Below are 19,235 nucleotides of genomic sequence, written 5' to 3'. Positions count from 1 at the left end.
GATCGTGTTGTCTAGACGGTGTCGTTGTCGTCGAACAGCTTGTGGCGCGTCGCGTAACGCACCAGTGCGGCTTCGTGCGGCATCTGCATTTTCTCGAGGATCCGCGTCTTGTACGTGCTGACCGTTTTTGCACTGACGCACAGCTCGCGCGCCACCTCGGAGATGCTCTGGCCCGCCGCGAGACGGCGGAAAACGTCGAATTCGCGGTCGGACAACCTCTGGTGTGGCGGGATGTTGGCCGGCTCGTTCAGATTCTGCGCAAGGCGTTCGGCCATCCCGACGCTCACGTAGACTCCGCCCCTTGCGACCTTCGTCACCGCGGACACGAGCTCGGTGCTGGCGCTTTCCTTGGTGAGGTAGCCCGATGCGCCGGCCTTGAATGCGCGTACCGCATACTGCTGCTCCGCATGCATCGTCAGCACGAGAATCCGCAGATTCGGCTTTTCGTCCTTGATCTGCCGGATCAGCTCGACGCCGTTGCGTCCCGGCATCGACAAGTCGAGCACCAGCACCTGCGCGTCTGTCGAGCGGATCAACGCGATTGCCGTCATCCCGTCCGAGGCTTCTCCAGCGACCTCGAAATCGCTCGCGTTCTGCAGAATGTGACGCAAGCCTTCGCGAACCAGTGTATGGTCGTCCGCGATCAGTACGTTGATCATGGCAGTACCTCTTCCTGTTGTATCGCATGCAGCGGAAACGTAATCGTGATCGAAAAGCCTTTGCCATCGGCCGTGTCGATCGTCACCGAACCACCGAACATGTGCGCGCGCTCGCGAATACCGACCAGGCCAAACGACTGACCCTGCCGACCGCTGCCGCCGTCGTCCGTGATGCTGCCGCCACGCCCGTTGTCGGCCACGCGCAGCACGAAACAGCGACCTTCGATGCAGAGCGTCAAGACCACGGCCGTGGCATCCGCGTGTCTCGCAACATTGGTGAGCGCTTCCTGGACGATGCGGTACAGCGCCGTCGCGCCGATTCGCGTGAAGCTCGTGTCACCCGGATCGATGTGGCGCTCGACGTCGATCCCGTAGCGCTGCGTAAAATCGTTGACCAGCCAGTCGATTGAAGGCATTAGCCCGAGGTCGTCCAGCATCACCGGCCGCAGATCCGCCGCGATCCGACGCACCGATGCCACCGTCATATCGATCAGCCCGCGCATGCCGGTCAAGCGGTCAAGCACCGTCGGGGTTGCCCCGGCCTGTCCGTTCAGCGTCATCTCGATCTCGGCCAGGCCCATCTTCAGCGCCGTCAACTGCTGGCCAAGGTCGTCATGCAGCTCACGCGCGATGCGCGATTTTTCTTCCTCGCGCACGTGCTGAATGTGTGCCGACAGACGGCGCAGCTCCTCGCGCGAAATCCGCAGAGCCTCCTCATCGCGTTTGCGGTCCGTGATGTCCATGATCCAGCCCACCATCCGGTACGGTTCGCCCTCGCCGTTCCACAACGCCTGTCCACGGGATTCGATCCAGCCAGATGCCCCCGACCGAAAACGCACCCGGTACTCGACGTCGTAAGGAGACTGTTGCTCGAGGTGCGCCGCCAGCGCCGCCTTGACCCGCTCGATGTCATCGGGGTGAATGGCATCGAGGAGCGCGTTTGCCTCGTCGGCCGGTTCGTTGTCGCGGTAGCCCATGATCTCCTTGAAATGCGGGGAGAAATAGACCGAATCGGTTCCCGGATCCCAGTCCCACAGCCCTGCCGACGCACCGGTCACGGCCAGTTGGAACCGCTCCTCGCTGGCCGCGAGTGCGGCGGCCACGCGGTGCCGTTCAATCGCATAGCGGATCGCGTGGCTGAGCAGCGACACCTCGATATCACGCTTGAGCAGATAGTCCTGCGCCCCCTCCTGGATGGCCTGCAGCCCTATCGAGACGTCGTCGAGACCGGTCAGCACGAGCACGGGGACGCCCGGCACCTCCCGATGAAAGCGGCGAAACGTGTCAAGCCCTTGCGTGTCCGGCAGGCCGAGATCGAGCAGCACGACCTCGCAGGGCGCCGTTCGCGCATGCTCGATGGCATCGGACAACCGCTCAGCTCGGGTCAGCCGGGCTTCGAAGTCCTGTACATCCGCGAGCGCCTCCTCGATGAACAAGGCGTCGCTCGCGCTGTCCTCGACCAGAAGGACCTGCAATGGCGGGCGCAAGGCGTTCATCTTTCGGACGGCGGCAACGTGACCACGCCAAGCCAGTAGTCGTTGATGGTGCGCACGACATCCGTGAACTTCGCGAAGTCCACCGGCTTCGTGATGTAGCAGTTTGCGTGAAGACCGTAGGATCGCACCACGTCCTCTTCCGACTTCGACGTCGTCAGGATAACGACCGGGATGGTCATCAGCGCAGGGTCGCCCTTGAGCTCCTGGAGCACCTCCCGGCCGCTCTTTCTCGGCAAGTTGAGATCGAGAAGGATCAGACCCGGCCGGCGCGCCGATACGTAGTGCCCGTCGCGCCTCAGATACGCCATGGCCTCGACGCCATCCTCCACCACGTGAAGCGGATTGAGAACCTTGTAGTACTCGAGCGCCTCCTGAGTCATCATGACATCGGTCGGACTGTCCTCGACCAGCAGAATTTCGACCAGATCGCTACTTGAATCGACAAGCATGATTGACCTCCTACCGGTTGCATGGACATTTCGCTTCAGGGCTGCCCCGTCGAGGCAGCGTGAAGAAAAACGTGGTGCCGACGCCCGGCTCAGACTCGACCCAGATGCGGCCACCATGATGTTCGACGATGCGCTTGCACAGCGCGAGCCCGATGCCGGTACCGGGATAGTCGCGACGCGTATGCAAGCGCTGAAAAATCAGGAAGATATGGTCGAAATAACGTGACTCGATCCCGATCCCGTTGTCCGTCACATGGAACACCCACGCATCGTCCTGGGCCTTCGCCCCCACGTGGATCTGCATCGTGCGCTCCCTGCTGCGAAACTTGATCGCGTTTCCGACGAGGTTCTGGAACAGCACCGAGATCTGGCCGGATATCGCGCGCACCGTGGGCAGCCCGTCGTGGGTGATCTGCGCGCCGCTTTCCTGGATCGCGACAGCCAGGTTCTTGAGCGCGTTGTCCAGCGCCTCCATGCACTCGGTCAGCCGCCAGGGCTCGCTGGGTCTCCCAACACGGGAAAACGCAAGCAGATCGACAATCAGCGCCTGCATCCTGCTGGCGCCATCGACCGCATGCCCGATGAATTCGTCGGCCCGCGCGTCGAGTTGCCCGCGGTATCGCCATTGCAGTAGCTGCAACGGCCCGGCAATCGCCCGCAGCGGCTCCTGCAGATCATGCGAAGCGACATACGCAAACTGTTCCAGGTCCCGGTTCGAGCTGGCCAGTTCCTCGGTCCGCTCGCGCAACTCGTCCTCGGCCTGCTTGCGCCTGGTGATGTCCACGATGGCGGCAAGCACAAATACGCCATCGGAGGTCTCGACGGGGTTCAGCCCGATTTCCACCGCCACTTCAGTTCCATCCCTGCGCATGCCGAAGAGATGGCGGCCCGCGCCCATCGGACGGCTTCGTGGGTCATCGAAAAATGTGCTTCGATAGCCCGGATGGTCCGGCCGGAAACGCTCCGGCACGAGCACGTCGATGCCTTGCCCGACCAGCTCCTCGCGGGCGTAACCGAATACCTTCTCCGTTTGGGAATTCACGAGTACGATCCGGCCGTCGCGGTCCACCATGATCATCGCGTTAGGCGCGGCTTCAACGACCAGACGGAAGCGCTCCTCGGCCCGCTTGCGCTCGCTGACCTCCCGCTGCAGCCCTTCCTTTGCGAGCTCAAGTTCGTCTCGCGAAACCATGCTTGCGCTGAGCGCCTCCGCCATCTCGTTGAACGCCCGGCAGAGGTCCCCGATTTCGTCGCGAGAGACGATGACAAGCCGGTGGTCGAGGTTGCCCGCTCCGACGACCATTGCGCCCGCGCGCAGCCTGGCCAACGGCCGGATCACACTGCGCAGCATTAGGATCGACGTCGCCAGGAGCGTCAGCAACACGACGGCGCCGAACAGCGTGACCGCGATGTTCACGCGCTGCTGCGCATCGAGCACACCACGCCGGCTGCTATCGAACAGCATGAGGGCATGAGAAATCATGTCTTGCATCCGGTTCATGATCTGTCCGGTCAATCGTGCATCCAGTTCCTGCGTCGCTGCGTCACGGCTGTCTTCCGAGCCCGCCTTCCGACGATCGTTGACGAGTTCTGCAAACAACGATTCCTCGTTCCGACGCGCGAGGCGAATGTTATCCAGCGTGGCCAGTTCTTCCTTGCCGCCGAATCCGGTGGCACCTGACAGCAATCTCGACAGCGATGCATTGCGTGACTGCCATTGGACCAGCGTGCGCATCTCATGGCCTTGTGCATACTCGAGCGTGAGATACCGGAGCGCCATTGCCGCGTTGAGGATATTGCCCGCCACCTCATTGTTCTCAATATTCTTTTTCACTTGCTGGCTTGTCACGAACAGCACGGTGAAGAGGATCGCCACTGCGCCTGTCGCCAGTGATCCCGCCAGCGCGAGTCGGGTTGAGATCTTCATTCGCCCGCCTTTGGCCGATCTGACACAACGCATTTCGACGTTATCGCAGGCACCCCATCGCGCCTGCGAGAATGCAGGGTCATGTCGTCATTGCATTTCATTTACGCCTGGCGCATCGAGAGTGAAAAAATCCAGGCGAACACCGACTTCGCCGCCGCTCGGCGAAAATTTGAAGGCGTTCGACAGGCGCTTGAGCAGGATCCGCTCGACCTTCTCAGTGTCGACCTGAGCCGGCAGCTCAGGTGGCGCCGTCACCGGAAGGCCGATGCCCAGATCCGCAGCGACGGTTTCGACATGGGAGGCGGTCACTCTCGGCAACCTGGGCAGATCTCTCTGCGTGTACTGGACAAGCATGCGACCGACGTCCAGCCTGGCGATGTCGAGCAGATCGTTGACGTGCAGCAGCCGCGCCACGGGACCGCGAATCAGCGTGAACGGCGCGCGTAGTTCTTGACTGATATTCGCAAAGAAGCGGTTATTCAACTCGTCCTGCTCCTTCGTCTTCTCATCGAGCCGGGCGACTTCCTCGTTGGCTCGCTTCAGCCCGGCACGGGTCCGTTCAACGTGTTGCGAGTGCGTGAAGACCTCTGCCTCCATTCTCGTCGCATGCTCACGCAAGGACGCGGCGAGTTGCGCCAGCTCGACGCACGCCTCCTTGATACGCATGAACCCGGTCACGTCCTCGACGCGGTGAATGATGCAAGCAAGGTGTCCATCGGCATCTAGCACCGGAGCGTTCAGCGGACTCCAGTAGCGCACCTCGAAGCCGCCCCTCTCTTCCTCCGGCTTCCCGATGTCGTTCTTCTGCATGGCCATCGCGTCGGCCGTGCATGTTTGCAATACCCTTTTCACGGATATCCAGAGGTTCCGCTCACCGGCAGCGTCCGGATCATCCGGGTTGTCCGGGAAAATCTCTAAAATGCCGTGACCAAGGATCGCGTCGCGTTGCATTCTGGTCGCACGCGTATGCGCGCCGCTCATGGCGACAACGCGAAGTTCGGGATCCAGAGCCGGATAGAGTCCCGGAGCTGACTCGAAGTGGGTGCGGAAATCGGGCCTGGTGCTGTCGGCCTCCCGCTCGTCCATCAAACCGGCCTGATTCCAACGCATCGGTTCACTCATGACTTGAGGGCAAAGACAGGCGTCGCAACTTGACCGAAGGAGATGATTCCCAGCGCCATGGTCCGAACGGCACACCGAGATCAACGGCCCCTCCTATTCATGGACTGGACCTATGCGCTCAGGCTCCTCAGTCGGATTTCAAGACGCATGCCACTCACGCTGCAATCCTAACCAATATGGATCTCTGCATCTTTCGGTTGTACGCTTCAAGGCCATTTTCATGGCCTATCCGTCTATTGCTTCGTGCGAGGGATCGTGCACGATCACGTCACGGTCGGACGCCCGATGTCGGGTAAGAGAAACGTCGAGGACTAAGTGCCTCGGGGTTTCGACCCAAGACACCCTTCTCACGAGTGAAAATGGGAGGCGGGCCTGTATGCCGTCGCTCGTGAAATACCCGTTCGCCTTGGCAGCCACCAAAGGGCGCCAATCGGCATGCGAAGCGCGCGCGACGACCACCCGCTCGACACGGACAACGGGCAGCGTCGACCCGTGGCCGCTCCAGGCAAGGGCCGCGCCTGCCAACAGCGCCACAAGACCGGCAATGAAGCCAATCACCGATCTTTTTCTGGTCGTGTAAACGGGCTTGACCTTCATTGCGATTCACCCCGAATCGTGGCCGCGCGAGATTTTTCCGCCAGTCGAATGGCTGGACAGCATCTTCCCATCATGCACTGCTGAACTCTTTGAACTCCCGCAACTGCCATCCTCATCGCCGAATTCACTGCACTGCCCGTCCAGCAACTGCGCCCACACTGCGGCAGCGATGACCTTGCGACTTCCCGTGACAAGCCGGATCTCGCGTAATCATGCGAAGTATAGGATTTCGGATCCGTCTGACAAGCGTCGCATCCCTGCACAATCGGACGATCGCGATCGGATCGCGTCTCGCGCATACCGCGCCATGTGGCACAAATATCCCGTTTGATCGATTTCCGGCATGCTGTTTACGCCAAAGCCCATGCCATTTACGCCATGCTCTCCAGCGCTTGGCGCAATGGTATAGATGCTCTTATATTGGAGAAGATCGCTCCACGGCACCGCGCATAAATTGACGTGTTTCTCATTCAACCAGACGAATTTTCAAAAGGGGTCTGACGTGGGGACGATCGTGGCAGGGCGCACCGAGTATGCGTGCCGGGGCCACATCGCATGCGCTGCTCCGTTTTCAGCTTGCGGGGCGCGGGGTCGGTTTTCGCAGAACGGATTTGCGGACGAGATGCGCAAATGACAATACAGAAGCCTGACAATGCTTCATCGGGAAACGCGGCGCCTGCGGCTCATGTCGAATCCGCGACGCTGGACGACCTTTACGCAAGCGTACCGGCGATGATGCATTCGATCGATTCGAACGGCCGCCTGATCCAGGTCAGCGACATGTGGCTCGCCACGCTTGGTTTCAAAAGGAGCGAGGTCATCGGCCGGCTCTCGTCGGACTTCCTGACGGAATCGTCCAGAAAGCATGCGCAAGAAATCGTTCTGCCTGAGTTTTTCCGGACAGGGCGATGCGATGACGTCGAATACCAGATGATCTGCAATGACGGAGCGATCATCGACGTACTCCTTTCTGGAAAGCTGTTGCGGGATACATCAGGCAATCCGTTTCGATCCATCGCGGTCATCCGGGATATCACCGACAAGAAGAAACTCGATCGCGCGTTGACGGAAAGCGAGCACCGTTACAGAGCACTCTTCCAGCACGTCCAGGCCGGCATTGCATTGCTCGAGTTCGACGTGACGGGAAACCAAACGCCCGCATTGATTTTTGTGGCAGCCAACCCGGAATTTTCGATCTTGTGCGGGCTGCCCCAATCCGGAATCATCAACGAGCATGCGGGGACCATTCTTTCCAGCCTGATTCACGATCCTGAGATTTGCGAGTCGATCCTGCGCGAAGTCGCACAGACCGGAACGCGAAAGGAGCTCACGAATTTGAGCGGCCCGCATGAGCGCTGGTTCGACATGGTCTGTTACCAGCCCGGAACGGGCCAGTGCGCGATACTCGTACACGAGACGACGCAGCGAAGGCAGATGCAGGAAACGTTGAAGCGACAGCATGAGCAAATCCAGGTGACATTGCACTCGATCGGCGATGCCGTCATTGCGACAGATACGACAGGCCACGTCCAGTACCTCAATCCGATGGCGGAGCGGCTGACTGGCTGGCTGTCAGAACAGGCCACCGGCCGGAACATCGAGCAGGTATTTCACGCCTTCGACGAACGCACGGGCGTTCTAGCAACGAATCCAATCAAGCGATGCCTCTACGACGATCGGGCCCTTCAGCAGCATAGTGGCATGGTTCTCGTGTCCCGGAACGGGGAGCGTTTCTCGATCGAAGATTCGGCCGCTCCGATCAGGGACTCGAATGGCGTGACTTCAGGCGTCGTGCTGGTCTTTCGCGACGTGACCGAAGCGCGTCGATTTTCCAGGGAAATGGCGTACCGTGCGACGCACGATACACTGACCGGCTTGATCAACCGGACCGAATTCGAATCCCGCCTGATGCAAGCCGTGGCTGACATTGGCGGCGGCACGAAGCCCGGTGCAGTCTTCTACGTCGACCTCGACCAGTTCAAGCTCGTCAACGATACATGCGGCCATGTCGCCGGCGATGCCTTGCTCAAGCGGGTGGCGTCACATCTCGACGACAGCCTTCGCATGCCACATACGCTGGCTCGGCTCGGCGGCGACGAGTTCGGCATCATTCTGCCGGATTGCTCGATCGACGAGGCCGAGGAAATCGCCTCTCGCCTCTGCAAGAGCGTCGACGAGATGCGCTTCGAATACAAGGGATGCCACATTTGCGTCGGCGCAAGCATCGGCGTCGTGCCGCTCGACAGTCAACTGGAGTCCGTGGACGAGATCATGCAGTATGTTGACAGGTCGTGCTACGCGGCCAAGGATGCCGGCCGGAATCGCGTTCATGTATGGTCAGTCACGGATCAAGCGATGCTCGCGAGAAAGAACGAGATGGACTGGATCCGTCGGCTGCGGCAGGCCATCGACGAGAATCGCTTCGTCCTGTATGCACAGCAGATATTCTCATTGCAAGTGCCCGCTGCCGCGAAGCGATTCGAGGTGCTGCTGAGGCTTCCCGAAGAAGACGGAAATCTCATCCCCCCCGGCGCATTCCTGCCGGCTGCGGAGCGCTTCGGTATCGCCAGTCGTATCGATCGATGGGTCGTCAATCAGGTATTCAGATGGATGGCCAGTTACTCGGACAGACTCGATCACATCGAGTATGTGTCGGTGAATCTTTCCGGCCAGTCAATCGGCGATTCGGACTTCTTCGAGTACATCAGGGATCTGTTGACCCGCTACTCGTTCAACGGAAGCAAACTTTGCTTCGAGATCACCGAAACAGCGGCCGTGACGAACCTCGATGATGCCGCCACATTCATCCATGCGCTGAAAGAATACGGTGTGCGATTCGCGCTCGATGATTTTGGAAGCGGTGCGTCGTCCTTTGGGTATCTCAAGGCGCTGCCGGTCAACTATCTGAAGATAGACGGGCAATTCGTCAGGAACCTTCATCAGGACGCGCTCGACAGGACGGTAGTCAGGTGCATCCAGGAAGTCGCAAATGTCCTCGGCAAGGAAACCATCGCCGAGTTTGTCGAGACCGCGGAGATATCCGCCATGTTGACGAAGATGGGAGTCGGCAGCGCACAAGGCTTTTTCCTGCATCGACCGCAGCCCATCTCCGTCGTTTTGGCGTGTCGCTCATCGTCGGTAATCGACTGTCCCGAACGAAACCCCGACCGCCTGTTTGTACGAGAAAAATCAACCCTGATCGAGCCGCTCATCGACACGAGCCGAACGCGATAGCCCGACGATTCGTTCGGGCGTGCCGCATTTGGGGAGCAGCGCGCTTCCAGGTGTTTGTCGAGACTGAAGCGCCTCGGCGTCGGCGCCAAAGTCATCGTCCAGCAGGGGCGCCGCGAGACGGGTGCCCGTTTGGTTTCGACGAGCGCCCGCAAACCAGCATTCGCGCCGCGAGCGGCCACATCTAGGAGGAGGAGATCATGGGCGGGTTGAGTATTTGGCACTGGATGATCGTGCTGCTGATCGTCGCACTGGTGTTCGGCACGAAGAAGCTGCGCAATATCGGCAACGATCTCGGCGGCGCGGTGAAGGGCTTCAAGGAAGGCATGCGCGACGGTGACACGCCATCGCCGTCCGACGCGCAGCACCAGCTCGAACATCCGGACGCCTTGGACGTCGACGCAAAGGAAACGACGCATACCGATTCGAAAAAGGCGTGACGTCCGGGCCGACGGACGCCTCCGACACTCGCCGTCGGACTGTCGAAGATGACGCAGATCGGCGCCGGTCCATTCGTCGCGCCCGATTTCCCGCGAGCGAATCCGAACATCACGTGAATAGCAACCGCCGCGCAAGGAAAGCTTCTGTTGCGTGGTGACGCCTTTCCCCGCCCGAGCCGCACACAGCGCAAGTCGCCGTGTGCCGTTCCTTGAGCAAGGAGCAGCCGCGAGGCTGCTCTCCTACTCCCTACGCGATGTTTGAGGCTTCACGCTGACTCTGCGATGGCGTTACCGGAAAACCGATGTGCAACGACACACTCGATCTTCCAGCAGGGCATATTTTCGCATCAAGCCCAATGCCGGCGTGTAACTGATCCCGCCTCAATATGCATAGCCCGGCGTAAGCGGTGCGGCCGGTGTCGAAATGAACGGCGCCGCTGCTGACAGCTCGACACGCAACTCGCCGATACGCATGACCTGCCCCTTTGGCGCAGTCGGCCCGTTCACACGCACCAGCGACACGACATATTCCCGGGTTTGAGTCGCGCCCATTTTGAGCAACGCCACGGTCGCCGGAAAATCCAGCATGACCAATCCGTGATGTGCGGCTCCCGCCACCTCGAATGGCCCGAATGTGCCGAGGAAGTGCTGCGAACGATCCGCGTCAACGTCCGCGCCATCGGGCAGGTTCAGGTAGACGTTATAGAAGTAGCCTCCGTTCCGGCCGGCAGTCGTCACCGTGATGTCGTCGAATACGATCTGTATCGACCTGTACGTGCCTGGCTGAGTCCGTGCGCGCGTTTTGTCCTGGGCTTGCGGACCGATTGCCGCTGCTTCATAGGCCGATCGCGTCTGCAAGAGCATATCCTGTACCGCCTTCGTGGAACTCGCATCCGTCACGATCCGCGCACTGACCGATTCTTCCGTCAACCGCAGGCCAGTCACGCCGCCGATCGACCGCCGTTCAGCGGTTATCGTACGCGCCGTCGCAGGCGCAAGGGCCAAGATCGGTGGGCGCCGACGCACCTGTTCGACCTGAGCCTGCACGCGAATGCCCCGCACGGCGCGAATTTGCGCCGGCAGCGCGGTCGGCCGCGAATCGTTTGCGTAGTCGTAACCCAGCATGCTGCCGGGCGAATACGTCATCACCTTCGACATCGTCAGATTCGTTGCATAGTTGAACGATCCCGCCCAATAGGGATCGGTCGGCGCGGGCATGGATCCTCCGTCCGGAAGCGCCCACGCGTACCAAAGCCGGTCGACGTTGGCGTGGTGCAGATAGAAGATCGGGTCTAGCGGCGAGACCATCGTTGCCATCACGTTGCCGATGATGTTATGCACCGGATTGTGCGGCGCGCTTTCAAACGCGGCTTCGAACGAGTTCGTCGTTCCCCGCTGAAAGTTGACCACGGTCGGAGCGAACGGCGACAAGTCCAGCGCGTTATAAACATTCGTGTTCATACGTGACACGAACAGTGGATTGCCATTGGCGCTATCGGTAAACTCGTCGGGCATGACGCAATAGGAGTAGTAATCCCAATATGGCAAACTAAGCGTGCTGTCGCCCGACACCAATCTCAATTGGTGCTCGAAATGAAACAGATAGCCCCGATGCCACGCAAGAAAATAGGGCATCCGATGCGGACAGTTGTAGTAGTGAACGTTTGCCCAGTATTGCAACGAATTTGGGCTCGTCGCATCGGTGTTCGCTCGCATCGTACCAATCGCGTTCAGAAACGATGTGTACTGCGACGTCATTTTGAACTGCTGCCACTCGATTCGAGTGTACATCGCGGTCGTTGCGAATCCGAGTTTCGGAAAGGCAGCCAGCGAAATGGCCGACGCCGTTGCGCCAAGGAACCCTCGGCGGCTGTGATTAAAGCCGGTCATGATCCTACCCCGTAAGTGTTATCGTCCCAAGCAGGACTCGACAACGCTGCGTGCGTTAATCGAACGGTCCCGTATTCAGCTCCTGCTCCTTCCCGCGAGGCCAGCCAGGCAGAAAAAACATGGCTGACTTTCCGACTCCGGTGCGTTATTTCAATCCGAGCACACCTTCCCGCGATAAACATATACACCATCTGAAATTTATAATCAGCGGGGAATCCGAAAATCGAGAACTATTGGCGGAGATATGTGATATATCAAAAACACGCTGTATTTCTGATCATCCACTCAACCACCCCCAACAATTTCAGCCAACAGTTCGGACATTTAGGACCTGAACGCTCGCCCTGGCGTCCGACATGTCATCGTCAACGCGATGGAAGCGGTTTTCCGATTCGTGCTCCATCAATGCTTCATGCACATCGACTACCGGATGCATCCAGCGCAACACCAGAATTTTCCAATGTGAAAATTACCTGCGTCGGATGCAGCCCGAGTGCGTTTTTCTTGACGTTATCAATAACGATCTCCATGACACCGACAATCTCGACGCCGCTGGACTCCGAATATTTTTCGCCACGCGATCGCGAATCACGGGTGAGACGAATTCGGCATCGAAATTCCAGGCCAAATGCTGACGCGCATGGTCTTCTACTCGGACGATCTACGCGCCGGGCCCATCAATAGATTGCAGCAACCAAATTCCGAAATCCGAGTGGCGCTTTCGTCGAACCGACGCGCAAGGGAACCGACATGAATCGAGCAGTTGGGCATGCTGCGGACAACCGCTACGAAATCCTCGATGGCCTGCGGGGCGTAGCCGCAATCAGTGTCATGCTCTACCACTTCGCGCAGGACACGTATAGCTACCATGTATTGGCAAATGCCCCGTTTTGTGTCGATCTGTTCTTCATGCTCAGTGCATTCGTCCTCTGCCATTCCTACAAGGACAAACTGGCCCACGGACTGACCACGACCGGGTACATCGCACGACGGGTCATTCGCCTGTATCCGATGTTCTTGATCTCGATGGCTATCGGCATACCGACGTTCGGAGCACTGACGGCAATGGGGTTGTCGGGCTATTCCTGGAACAACTTCCTGTCTGCGTCGATAGGGAATCTATTGCTTGTGCCGTATCTGGGCCATCCGCACATTGCCGACATGGCAAGCGCAACGTCGTCGCTGCCCCACGAGAACACGGTAGAGGCAATCTTTCCGACGAATGCTCCGGCGTGGTCGCTGTTCTTCGAGATGGTCGCGAGCGTGTCCCTGCTGCTCCTATTCACCCTGGCCCGGCGGGCTCTGAAACATACCGTTCTATTGTCAGCGGCATTCTTGATTCTCGTCAGCGAATTGTCGGGCCTCGATCAGGGGCACCTCGTGTTATTCGCCCCGCAGGGATGGGGAACGCAGAACTTTATCGGTGGGTTCATCCGTGTTCTCTTTGGATTCTCCACCGGAGTCGCCATCTATCAATTGCACAAGAACAACGAGACATGGAAGTACAAGATCCAGATTGGCAAGCTGATCAAGAATGATTTCATGCTCTACGGAGTGATGCTGCTGCTCATCGCGATCCCGATTACCGCAAAGGGCTCAATCCCGATGCTCGCCACATTCATTGTTGCCCCACTGCTGGTTTGCCGCGGCGCCGAGCTGCAAGCGACAAACCCCGCATCACTCAAGCTGGCGAAACTGCTTGGCTGGCTGTCATACCCTATCTACTGCCTTCACTTTCCAATCGGTCGACTCGTTTTCTTCCTTCTACCGGACAGCGAACATCATCCGTATTTGGCAACAGGCATCGCTACAGTCGCCACGATACTTGCGGCGGCGCTCGCAACCAAATTCGTCGAAGAGCCGGTCAGGCGTCTTTTGACGAGGAAGTTCATCTCGGGAAGCGAAAGACCTGTCCAGCCGGCGATCCGGCTGCCGGCGGACGCCATCGAGAGATCCGCTAGCATCGTCGGTGCAAGGGATTAGTGCCGGCTGCCATTCGGTCGCCAGAAACACGTTACGAGTATGACGTGTACCGCCGCGCGTCGAGCGGCATGATGCAAACGACAGCAGACTGATTGCTCCGCCAATTTCGATGCAAACAGGAAATCGTCAGGGCGCTACATCCTGCGGTCTCTCACACCGTCTATCGACCTACGGAACGTCAGCGAGTTGCCATCGACCGTTCGCGACCGCGGCCGCAGCGACGCCCCTCGCCCAGCCCGAGTTCGCGCAACCGAGAATCGCTATCGCCATCCGAGACGGCTTGTACGCGTCTTCCTCCATTACCTGCGAAGCGGCATGCGCGCCTCGCAACATGGCCGCCCGTTGCGTTTATGTCCTGCACCTGTCGACTCGGCAGACATGCAGACGTTACCAACCAGGTCTGGACCGTTTCCGCAGCATTTGATATCTCGCGAGAATCTGCTTTCAAAATCTCCCGCGGCATTCTTTCTGGCACTGGCAAAAAAAACCCGACCACACATAAACATGGTCGGGCAAGGAATGCACCCATTTGGCACGAGGATTTTGGGTGCAAATTTAATATACCGAACCCATAAGTAGTTTAAATAAAAAACAACAGTATTTTAAAATCGTATTCCATTTTATCTGACATCTCATACAAGCCAAACCGCCATCGTCAATTACCGGGCCGCAGTTCCCCGATAACACATGCTCGATAAAATAACTCGTTCTCCGGGTTATCAGGACGACGCGACCTGCGCAGAGCAGGAAACATCAAAGTTCAACGCACGCGAACCTCTTGTTCACGACACCCCTCGGAAAACCTTCTCGGCCGGTTCGTACGCGGGCATCCCGGCCGGCCGAGAATCGCCCGACGCGTGTTCCGCCGTTCCAGGTTCGTACAAGGCGCGCACTGCGTTGAACATCTCCAGCCTGAATCGCTCCGGCGAAAACCGCAACGCGTTGCGTCGACACACAGCGTCATCGAACGGTCCCGCCGCCTCGAAGCGCTCGATCACATCGACGACACTCGCCACGCTCTGCTGCGCAAAGAACAGGCCTGTTCTCCTCGACCGGTCGGCCGAAGCAATGACGGTTTCGAGCGCGCCCCCACGGCCATATGCGATAACGGGCGTGCCACATGCCTGCGCTTCGACCGGCACGATGCCGAAGTCTTCTTCCGCAGCGAACACAAATGCGCGCGCTCGCCGCATAAAGTCGACCAACACTTCGTTCGACTGGTAGCCAAGCAACGTCACGTTTGGTGGCGCCGCAGACTTCACCTTCGCAAAGTCCGGCCCGTCGCCTATCACGACAAGCCGGCGCTCCGGCATCAGCGCAAACGCCTCGACGACGAGCGAGATCTTCTTGTACGGCACAAAGCGTGACGCCGTCAGATAGAAATCTTCGCGCGCCGTTCCCGGTGTGAATCGCTCGACGTCGACGGGTGGATAGATCACCGTCGCGGGGCGCCCGTACACCTTCCGGATGCGCCGCGCGACATATTCGGAGTTTGCGATGAAATGATCCACGCCATGCGCAGTACGCTGGTCCCAAATTCGAATGTAATGCAGCAGCGCGCGGGCAAGCACGCTCTTGAGGCCGGATTGCAGGCCGCCTTCCTCAAGGTACTGGTGTTGCAGATCCCACGCATAGCGGATCGGCGAATGCACGTAGCTCACATGGAGCTGGTTCGGGCCGGTGATGACCCCCTTTGCCACTGCATGACTCGACGAGATCACGAGATCGTACCCCGACAGGTCGAATTGCTCCACCGCAAGCGGCATCAGAGGCAGATACGTCCGATACGATCGTCGTGCGCGCGGTAAACGCTGAATGAATGACGTATTCGCGTGCTTGCCAAGCAGCGCGCTGCGGTGTTGGTCCGGCAGGAAATCGACGACACTATAAAGATCGGCATGCGGCCAAATGCGGATGATCTCCGCCAGCACGCGCTCCGATCCGGCGTAGGTCGTCAACCAGTCATGGACGATCGCGACGCGGCCGAACTGCCTTTCGCCCGCAAGCGCAATGGGCGTGGACCGATTGTTCATTGTCGGTCGAGCCATGGCGAGATCTCCTCGAGTACGGTGAGCGCACTGGCGCGCCACGAAAGTCGGGCGGCCTGCGCGTGACCGGATTGGCGCATCATGGCGCGCAGTTGCGAATTGCTCATCACCCGGTCCATCGCATTAGCGAGTTCATCGGCGCTGTGGGGCGAAATGTAGACGGCCGCGTCACCGCAGGCCTCGCGGATCGACGGCAGATCAGACGCTATGACAGGGCAGCCGAGCGTCATCGCCTCGACCGGCGGCAAACCGTAGCCTTCGTACAGCGACGGAAACACAAAACAGGCCGCATGGCGAAACAGGCCCTTGAGTTCTGCGTCGGACACGTATCCCACATGTTTGACGAACGGCGGGAGCGTCTGCTTCTGCCTATTGAAGATCGGCAAATTTGCGCCCGCAATCACAAAATCAAAACGGTCGGCATCGAGTTTTTCTATCGCTTCGATCACGAGCCTGAAATTCTTGTGGCGGCTTGCGCTGCTGACCGCCAATACATAGGGCCGCCTGCCGAGCCCATGCTTTTGAATGACATCGACCGCGTCCGTCGCACGCAGGATGTGCTCACCACTTTCCGGTACGACGCCGATCTTCTGAGGCGGAATCTGATATGCACGGCCGATCTCGCGCCGAGAGAACTCCGAGACCGTCAGAATCCGGCGCGCAACGCGGCCGATGCACGGCGCCATCACACGGTACCAGGTACGGAACGCACGCGTATACGCATCGGGCACGCGCACCGGGGCAGCGTCGTGCAGCACGGTCACCTGATTACGAAAGAACAGCGGGCCAGAGTTGCACAAGTTGAGGAGCAATGTCCCACGCGCAGCCAATGGCAAGCTGAACTGTTCCCAGCGCTGGCCGCTGCCGGGGACCGTACGCAGGTTGAGCCGCGCAAAGGTGCCCGGCGCAAGCGTCACACCTTCCGGCACGAGGACGTCGATCGCGAGCGCCGCAGCCATGGGGTCGTTGGCCACAACCAGCTGGTCGATGCCACGCACGACCTCAAAGGCAAAGCGGTCAACGCCGGTCGGCTGGCGCCCGAGAAAGCGGCCGTTGATTGAAAGGCGTGCGGCAGAGGAGACGGTCGCCATGATCGCTCGCGCCCTACCCGATGCAAACACGGCGCGGGGCACGCGAGCGCTGCGGCACGCGAGCGCATGCTGACAGTGTCGCGGCGCAGTCCGCTGTTGTGTTGGAGCTCTGTGTGCGGCGCCGCGCAGCGGCGATGGTATTACTGCCGTAACCGTTTCTCATCGATTGTCCTTGTTGTTCTCCATCTAGACTCGCGCGTCTCGAGGTCAATCCGTGACGGCGTGCCCGCCCCGTCACTCCGTACTTGCGTCGTTGCGCCGCGTACACTTCAATACGCGCCGCGCCGCTTGAGCGCAACGCCGATCGTCTTGAACATGATCAACGCATCGCCGCCGAAAGATCGCGTCTTTGCATACTGCACGTCGAGCGACACGCGTGAAGCATAGTCCAGGTCACTGCGCCCGCTTACCTGCCACATGCCCGTAATGCCTGGTTTCGTCATCAGGTAATAGCTCGTGTACGCACCGTACCGCTCCAGTTCCGCTTCAACGATAGGGCGCGGTCCGACGAGGCTCATCTCGCCCCGCACGACATTCCATAGCTGCGGCAGTTCGTCGAGGCTCGTGCTTCGGATAAAGCGCCCAAGCCTTGTGATACGCACGTCGTCCTTCAGCTTGAAGTCTCGCTCCCACTCGGCCCGAGCGACCGGATCACGCTCCAGCAGTTCCCTGAGAACCTCGTCCGCATTTGTGACCATCGAACGAAATTTCAGACACCGAAACTTGACGCCGTTCATGCCAATGCGTGTGTGTCCAAAAACGCACGGGCCACCATCCAGCATCACCATGACTGCAATAAGGAGCAACAGCGGTGCCAGAACGACGATCATGCTGAGCGCACAGACGACGTCGAACACACGCTTCGCCCAATCGCCAGCCCCTGGCAATGTGGCCCAATCCTCAAGCCCGTGTGCGTCATGCTGCCGCAACAATCCGTGGTCCGCGGCATCGATTATCGGGGCGGCACACTCTACCCTCGCCGAATCGGCCGTAATGGCGCGGCTCGCGCCCGGTGACGTTGGCCCGATCGATGACATATCGTTCTCCTTAATACGGTTCGAGTGCGATGGCGGAACGAAAGTTATTCCACAACTTACCAATAGCCCTTTGATTATGCGAACAGGTTTGCCGATTACACTGACAATATTCTCAGTTTCGCGGGTTTCTCATAGAGATCCAGCCAAAAGAATATTGCCTCTCTATCAGCAGCACACCCCGTAATGATTTCGCCTAATCCAACACGCAGACCAAGCATAGACTTTTAAAAACCGGCAACTTCCATAGTGGCTGAAAGTTACGAGAACTTGGCTATTTGTAATGTGTTCATCCTGAATTGACCGCGACTCTCGAAGTCAGACTCTCCAAACAAATTCAAATGGATCTTCAAAAGTCCAGAACGAATGATCTACCGCAACTCAATTTCGGCACCAGACATCAGCTTATCAACGAGCGTCCGCACCGCTTCGTCGAGCCGTTCGGCTTCCAGCTGTTGACGGATGCACTTGCGCAAAGCGACGACGCCCGCACCCCGGACAAGCACGGATATTCCGCTGCTGCACGCGCCGACATCGCTCGCGAAATGCGAGATCGGCATCCCGGGAGAGATGGTGGCCACCGGATCCCGCGCGCCCGCCAACGTCGCGCATGCGCGAGCGTCAAGATTCACGTTTGCCCAATTGAGTGCATGGGTATTGCTGACAAGTGTTCGATAGCGCACCTCCACCTCCTCGTCCGACACTGGCGCCGGACGCACCATATCGCGCAGGTACAGCCGAATCGCACCGATCGTGCGGCATTCAGTCGCCTTTTGCCCCCCGGCCTCGAGTTGATCGGCATAATGCAGCCGGTCTGCGGCCTGACGCAGCAATTCCAGTGAGATGAGCTGGTATTTGAGCATCTGGCGCAGCGCGACGCTGTCAGGCGCACCGGCGTGCGCCACGGTCCTGTCGACATCCGCTTCGGTAATGGCAACGTGATTGACCACCGCTACAACAGTCGATGAGCGCTCCTTGCTGGCTGCCATCGCATCCGAAGCCGCAGTGGCAATATCGATCCGCGCAAAGCACAGGCAAAAGCCCGCGAACAGGAACACCGGCAATTTCATAAAATGGCTGATTCGTTGCTTCATCGCCGCAGTCGGAAATCCCGCATGCGCAAGCCGTCGCTTCTGGCCGATACGCCAGATCTTCTTCACACGAAGATGATGGATATCCTTCGGAACGCGTGTGTCGACGACAAGCGGCCAGCGAACGTTCACTGTTTTTTGCGAGGCAGTTGACTGCGGGAAGCTTTACCTGATACC

13 protein-coding genes and 1 pseudogene are annotated in these 19,235 nt (G+C 59.2%); 3 read left to right on the top strand and 11 right to left on the bottom strand.

The window, feature by feature from the left end; translation table 11 throughout:
- Positions 1–11: 11 nt before the first annotated feature.
- The 6 genes from DM992_RS38075 to DM992_RS38050 form a co-directional block, all read right to left on the bottom strand.
- Complete coding sequence (locus tag DM992_RS38075) at positions 12–659, bottom strand: response regulator transcription factor (protein ID WP_111021391.1); 648 nt, start codon at positions 657–659, stop codon at positions 12–14.
- The gene (locus DM992_RS38070) at positions 656–2,155 is read right to left on the bottom strand and encodes a PAS domain-containing protein (protein WP_111021390.1); all 1,500 of its coding nucleotides are present in this window, start codon (positions 2,153–2,155) and stop codon (positions 656–658) included. The genes DM992_RS38075 and DM992_RS38070 overlap by 4 nt, the downstream gene beginning before the upstream one ends.
- A complete protein-coding gene (locus DM992_RS38065) occupies positions 2,152–2,604 on the bottom strand; it encodes a response regulator (RefSeq protein WP_111021389.1) in 453 nt (150 codons plus the stop codon). The genes DM992_RS38070 and DM992_RS38065 overlap by 4 nt, the downstream gene beginning before the upstream one ends.
- A gap of 10 nt (positions 2,605–2,614) precedes the next feature.
- Positions 2,615–4,531, bottom strand: coding sequence for an ATP-binding protein (locus DM992_RS38060; protein WP_239511491.1), 1,917 nt, complete (start codon positions 4,529–4,531; stop codon positions 2,615–2,617).
- Between the two features lie 87 nt (positions 4,532–4,618).
- The gene (locus DM992_RS38055; RefSeq protein WP_162631840.1) at positions 4,619–5,641 is read right to left on the bottom strand and encodes a hypothetical protein; all 1,023 of its coding nucleotides are present in this window, start codon (positions 5,639–5,641) and stop codon (positions 4,619–4,621) included.
- Positions 5,642–5,878: 237 nt separating this feature from the next.
- On the bottom strand, positions 5,879–6,250 hold the full coding sequence (locus DM992_RS38050) for a hypothetical protein (RefSeq protein ID WP_111021386.1): 372 nt from the start codon (positions 6,248–6,250) through the stop codon (positions 5,879–5,881).
- A 630-nt stretch (positions 6,251–6,880) separates the two neighbouring features.
- Between DM992_RS38050 and DM992_RS38045 the strand changes: the two genes are divergently transcribed.
- Positions 6,881–9,484, top strand: a complete 2,604-nt coding sequence (locus tag DM992_RS38045) for an EAL domain-containing protein (RefSeq protein ID WP_162631839.1) — start codon at positions 6,881–6,883, stop codon at positions 9,482–9,484.
- A 197-nt stretch (positions 9,485–9,681) separates the two neighbouring features.
- Positions 9,682–9,921, top strand: a complete 240-nt coding sequence (gene tatA / locus DM992_RS38040; protein ID WP_111021384.1) for a Sec-independent protein translocase subunit TatA — start codon at positions 9,682–9,684, stop codon at positions 9,919–9,921.
- 381 nt (positions 9,922–10,302) lie between these two features.
- Here tatA and DM992_RS38035 read toward each other — a convergent pair whose 3' ends face one another.
- Positions 10,303–11,811 (bottom strand): tyrosinase family protein, encoded by a 1,509-nt coding sequence (locus DM992_RS38035; RefSeq protein WP_111021383.1) that lies wholly within the window; start codon positions 11,809–11,811, stop codon positions 10,303–10,305.
- Between the two features lie 750 nt (positions 11,812–12,561).
- On the opposite strand from DM992_RS38035, the gene DM992_RS38030 reads away from it, so the two are divergent.
- The gene (locus DM992_RS38030) at positions 12,562–13,794 is read left to right on the top strand and encodes an acyltransferase (RefSeq protein ID WP_111021382.1); all 1,233 of its coding nucleotides are present in this window, start codon (positions 12,562–12,564) and stop codon (positions 13,792–13,794) included.
- A gap of 782 nt (positions 13,795–14,576) precedes the next feature.
- On the opposite strand, the gene DM992_RS38025 is transcribed toward DM992_RS38030, so the two are convergent.
- The 4 genes and pseudogenes from DM992_RS38025 to DM992_RS38010 all read right to left on the bottom strand — a co-directional run bounded on the left by DM992_RS38025 (position 14,577) and on the right by DM992_RS38010 (position 19,190).
- A complete protein-coding gene (locus tag DM992_RS38025) occupies positions 14,577–15,842 on the bottom strand; it encodes a glycosyltransferase family 4 protein (protein ID WP_239511490.1) in 1,266 nt (421 codons plus the stop codon).
- Positions 15,824–16,933 carry a glycosyltransferase family 1 protein gene (locus DM992_RS38020; protein ID WP_111021380.1) on the bottom strand — a complete coding sequence of 370 codons (1,110 nt, stop codon included), beginning with the start codon at positions 16,931–16,933 and terminating at the stop codon, positions 15,824–15,826. Before DM992_RS38020 ends, DM992_RS38025 begins: the two co-directional genes overlap by 19 nt.
- 269 nt (positions 16,934–17,202) lie before the next feature.
- Positions 17,203–17,796 (bottom strand): annotated as a pseudogene (locus DM992_RS38015) (sugar transferase); the annotation flags it as partial.
- A gap of 542 nt (positions 17,797–18,338) precedes the next feature.
- Complete coding sequence (locus DM992_RS38010) at positions 18,339–19,190, bottom strand: hypothetical protein (RefSeq protein ID WP_162631838.1); 852 nt, start codon at positions 19,188–19,190, stop codon at positions 18,339–18,341.
- Positions 19,191–19,235: the final 45 nt, after the last annotated feature.

The organism is Burkholderia sp. JP2-270 (assembly GCF_003233675.1).
In the GTDB taxonomy this organism is placed as follows: domain Bacteria; phylum Pseudomonadota; class Gammaproteobacteria; order Burkholderiales; family Burkholderiaceae; genus Burkholderia; species Burkholderia pyrrocinia_C.
Note: the sequence above shows the minus strand (reverse complement) of the source record. Positions and strands in the feature narration are given on the sequence as shown.

What these genes read in the sequence shown, in the direction of transcription:
- DM992_RS38030 (WP_111021382.1), top strand. Translation starts at nt 12,562, where the DNA reads ATGAATCGAGCAGTTGGGCATGCTGCGGACAACCGCTACGAAATCCTC.
- tatA (WP_111021384.1), top strand. Translation starts at nt 9,682, where the DNA reads ATGGGCGGGTTGAGTATTTGGCACTGGATGATCGTGCTGCTGATCGTC.
- DM992_RS38045 (WP_162631839.1), top strand. Translation starts at nt 6,881, where the DNA reads ATGACAATACAGAAGCCTGACAATGCTTCATCGGGAAACGCGGCGCCT.
- DM992_RS38055 (WP_162631840.1), bottom strand. Translation starts at nt 5,641, where the DNA reads ATGCGTTGGAATCAGGCCGGTTTGATGGACGAGCGGGAGGCCGACAGC.
- DM992_RS38020 (WP_111021380.1), bottom strand. Translation starts at nt 16,933, where the DNA reads ATGGCGACCGTCTCCTCTGCCGCACGCCTTTCAATCAACGGCCGCTTT.
- DM992_RS38060 (WP_239511491.1), bottom strand. Translation starts at nt 4,531, where the DNA reads ATGAAGATCTCAACCCGACTCGCGCTGGCGGGATCACTGGCGACAGGC.
- DM992_RS38035 (WP_111021383.1), bottom strand. Translation starts at nt 11,811, where the DNA reads ATGACCGGCTTTAATCACAGCCGCCGAGGGTTCCTTGGCGCAACGGCG.
- DM992_RS38050 (WP_111021386.1), bottom strand. Translation starts at nt 6,250, where the DNA reads ATGAAGGTCAAGCCCGTTTACACGACCAGAAAAAGATCGGTGATTGGC.
- DM992_RS38070 (WP_111021390.1), bottom strand. Translation starts at nt 2,155, where the DNA reads ATGAACGCCTTGCGCCCGCCATTGCAGGTCCTTCTGGTCGAGGACAGC.
- DM992_RS38065 (WP_111021389.1), bottom strand. Translation starts at nt 2,604, where the DNA reads ATGCTTGTCGATTCAAGTAGCGATCTGGTCGAAATTCTGCTGGTCGAG.
- DM992_RS38075 (WP_111021391.1), bottom strand. Translation starts at nt 659, where the DNA reads ATGATCAACGTACTGATCGCGGACGACCATACACTGGTTCGCGAAGGC.
- DM992_RS38025 (WP_239511490.1), bottom strand. Translation starts at nt 15,842, where the DNA reads ATGGCTCGACCGACAATGAACAATCGGTCCACGCCCATTGCGCTTGCG.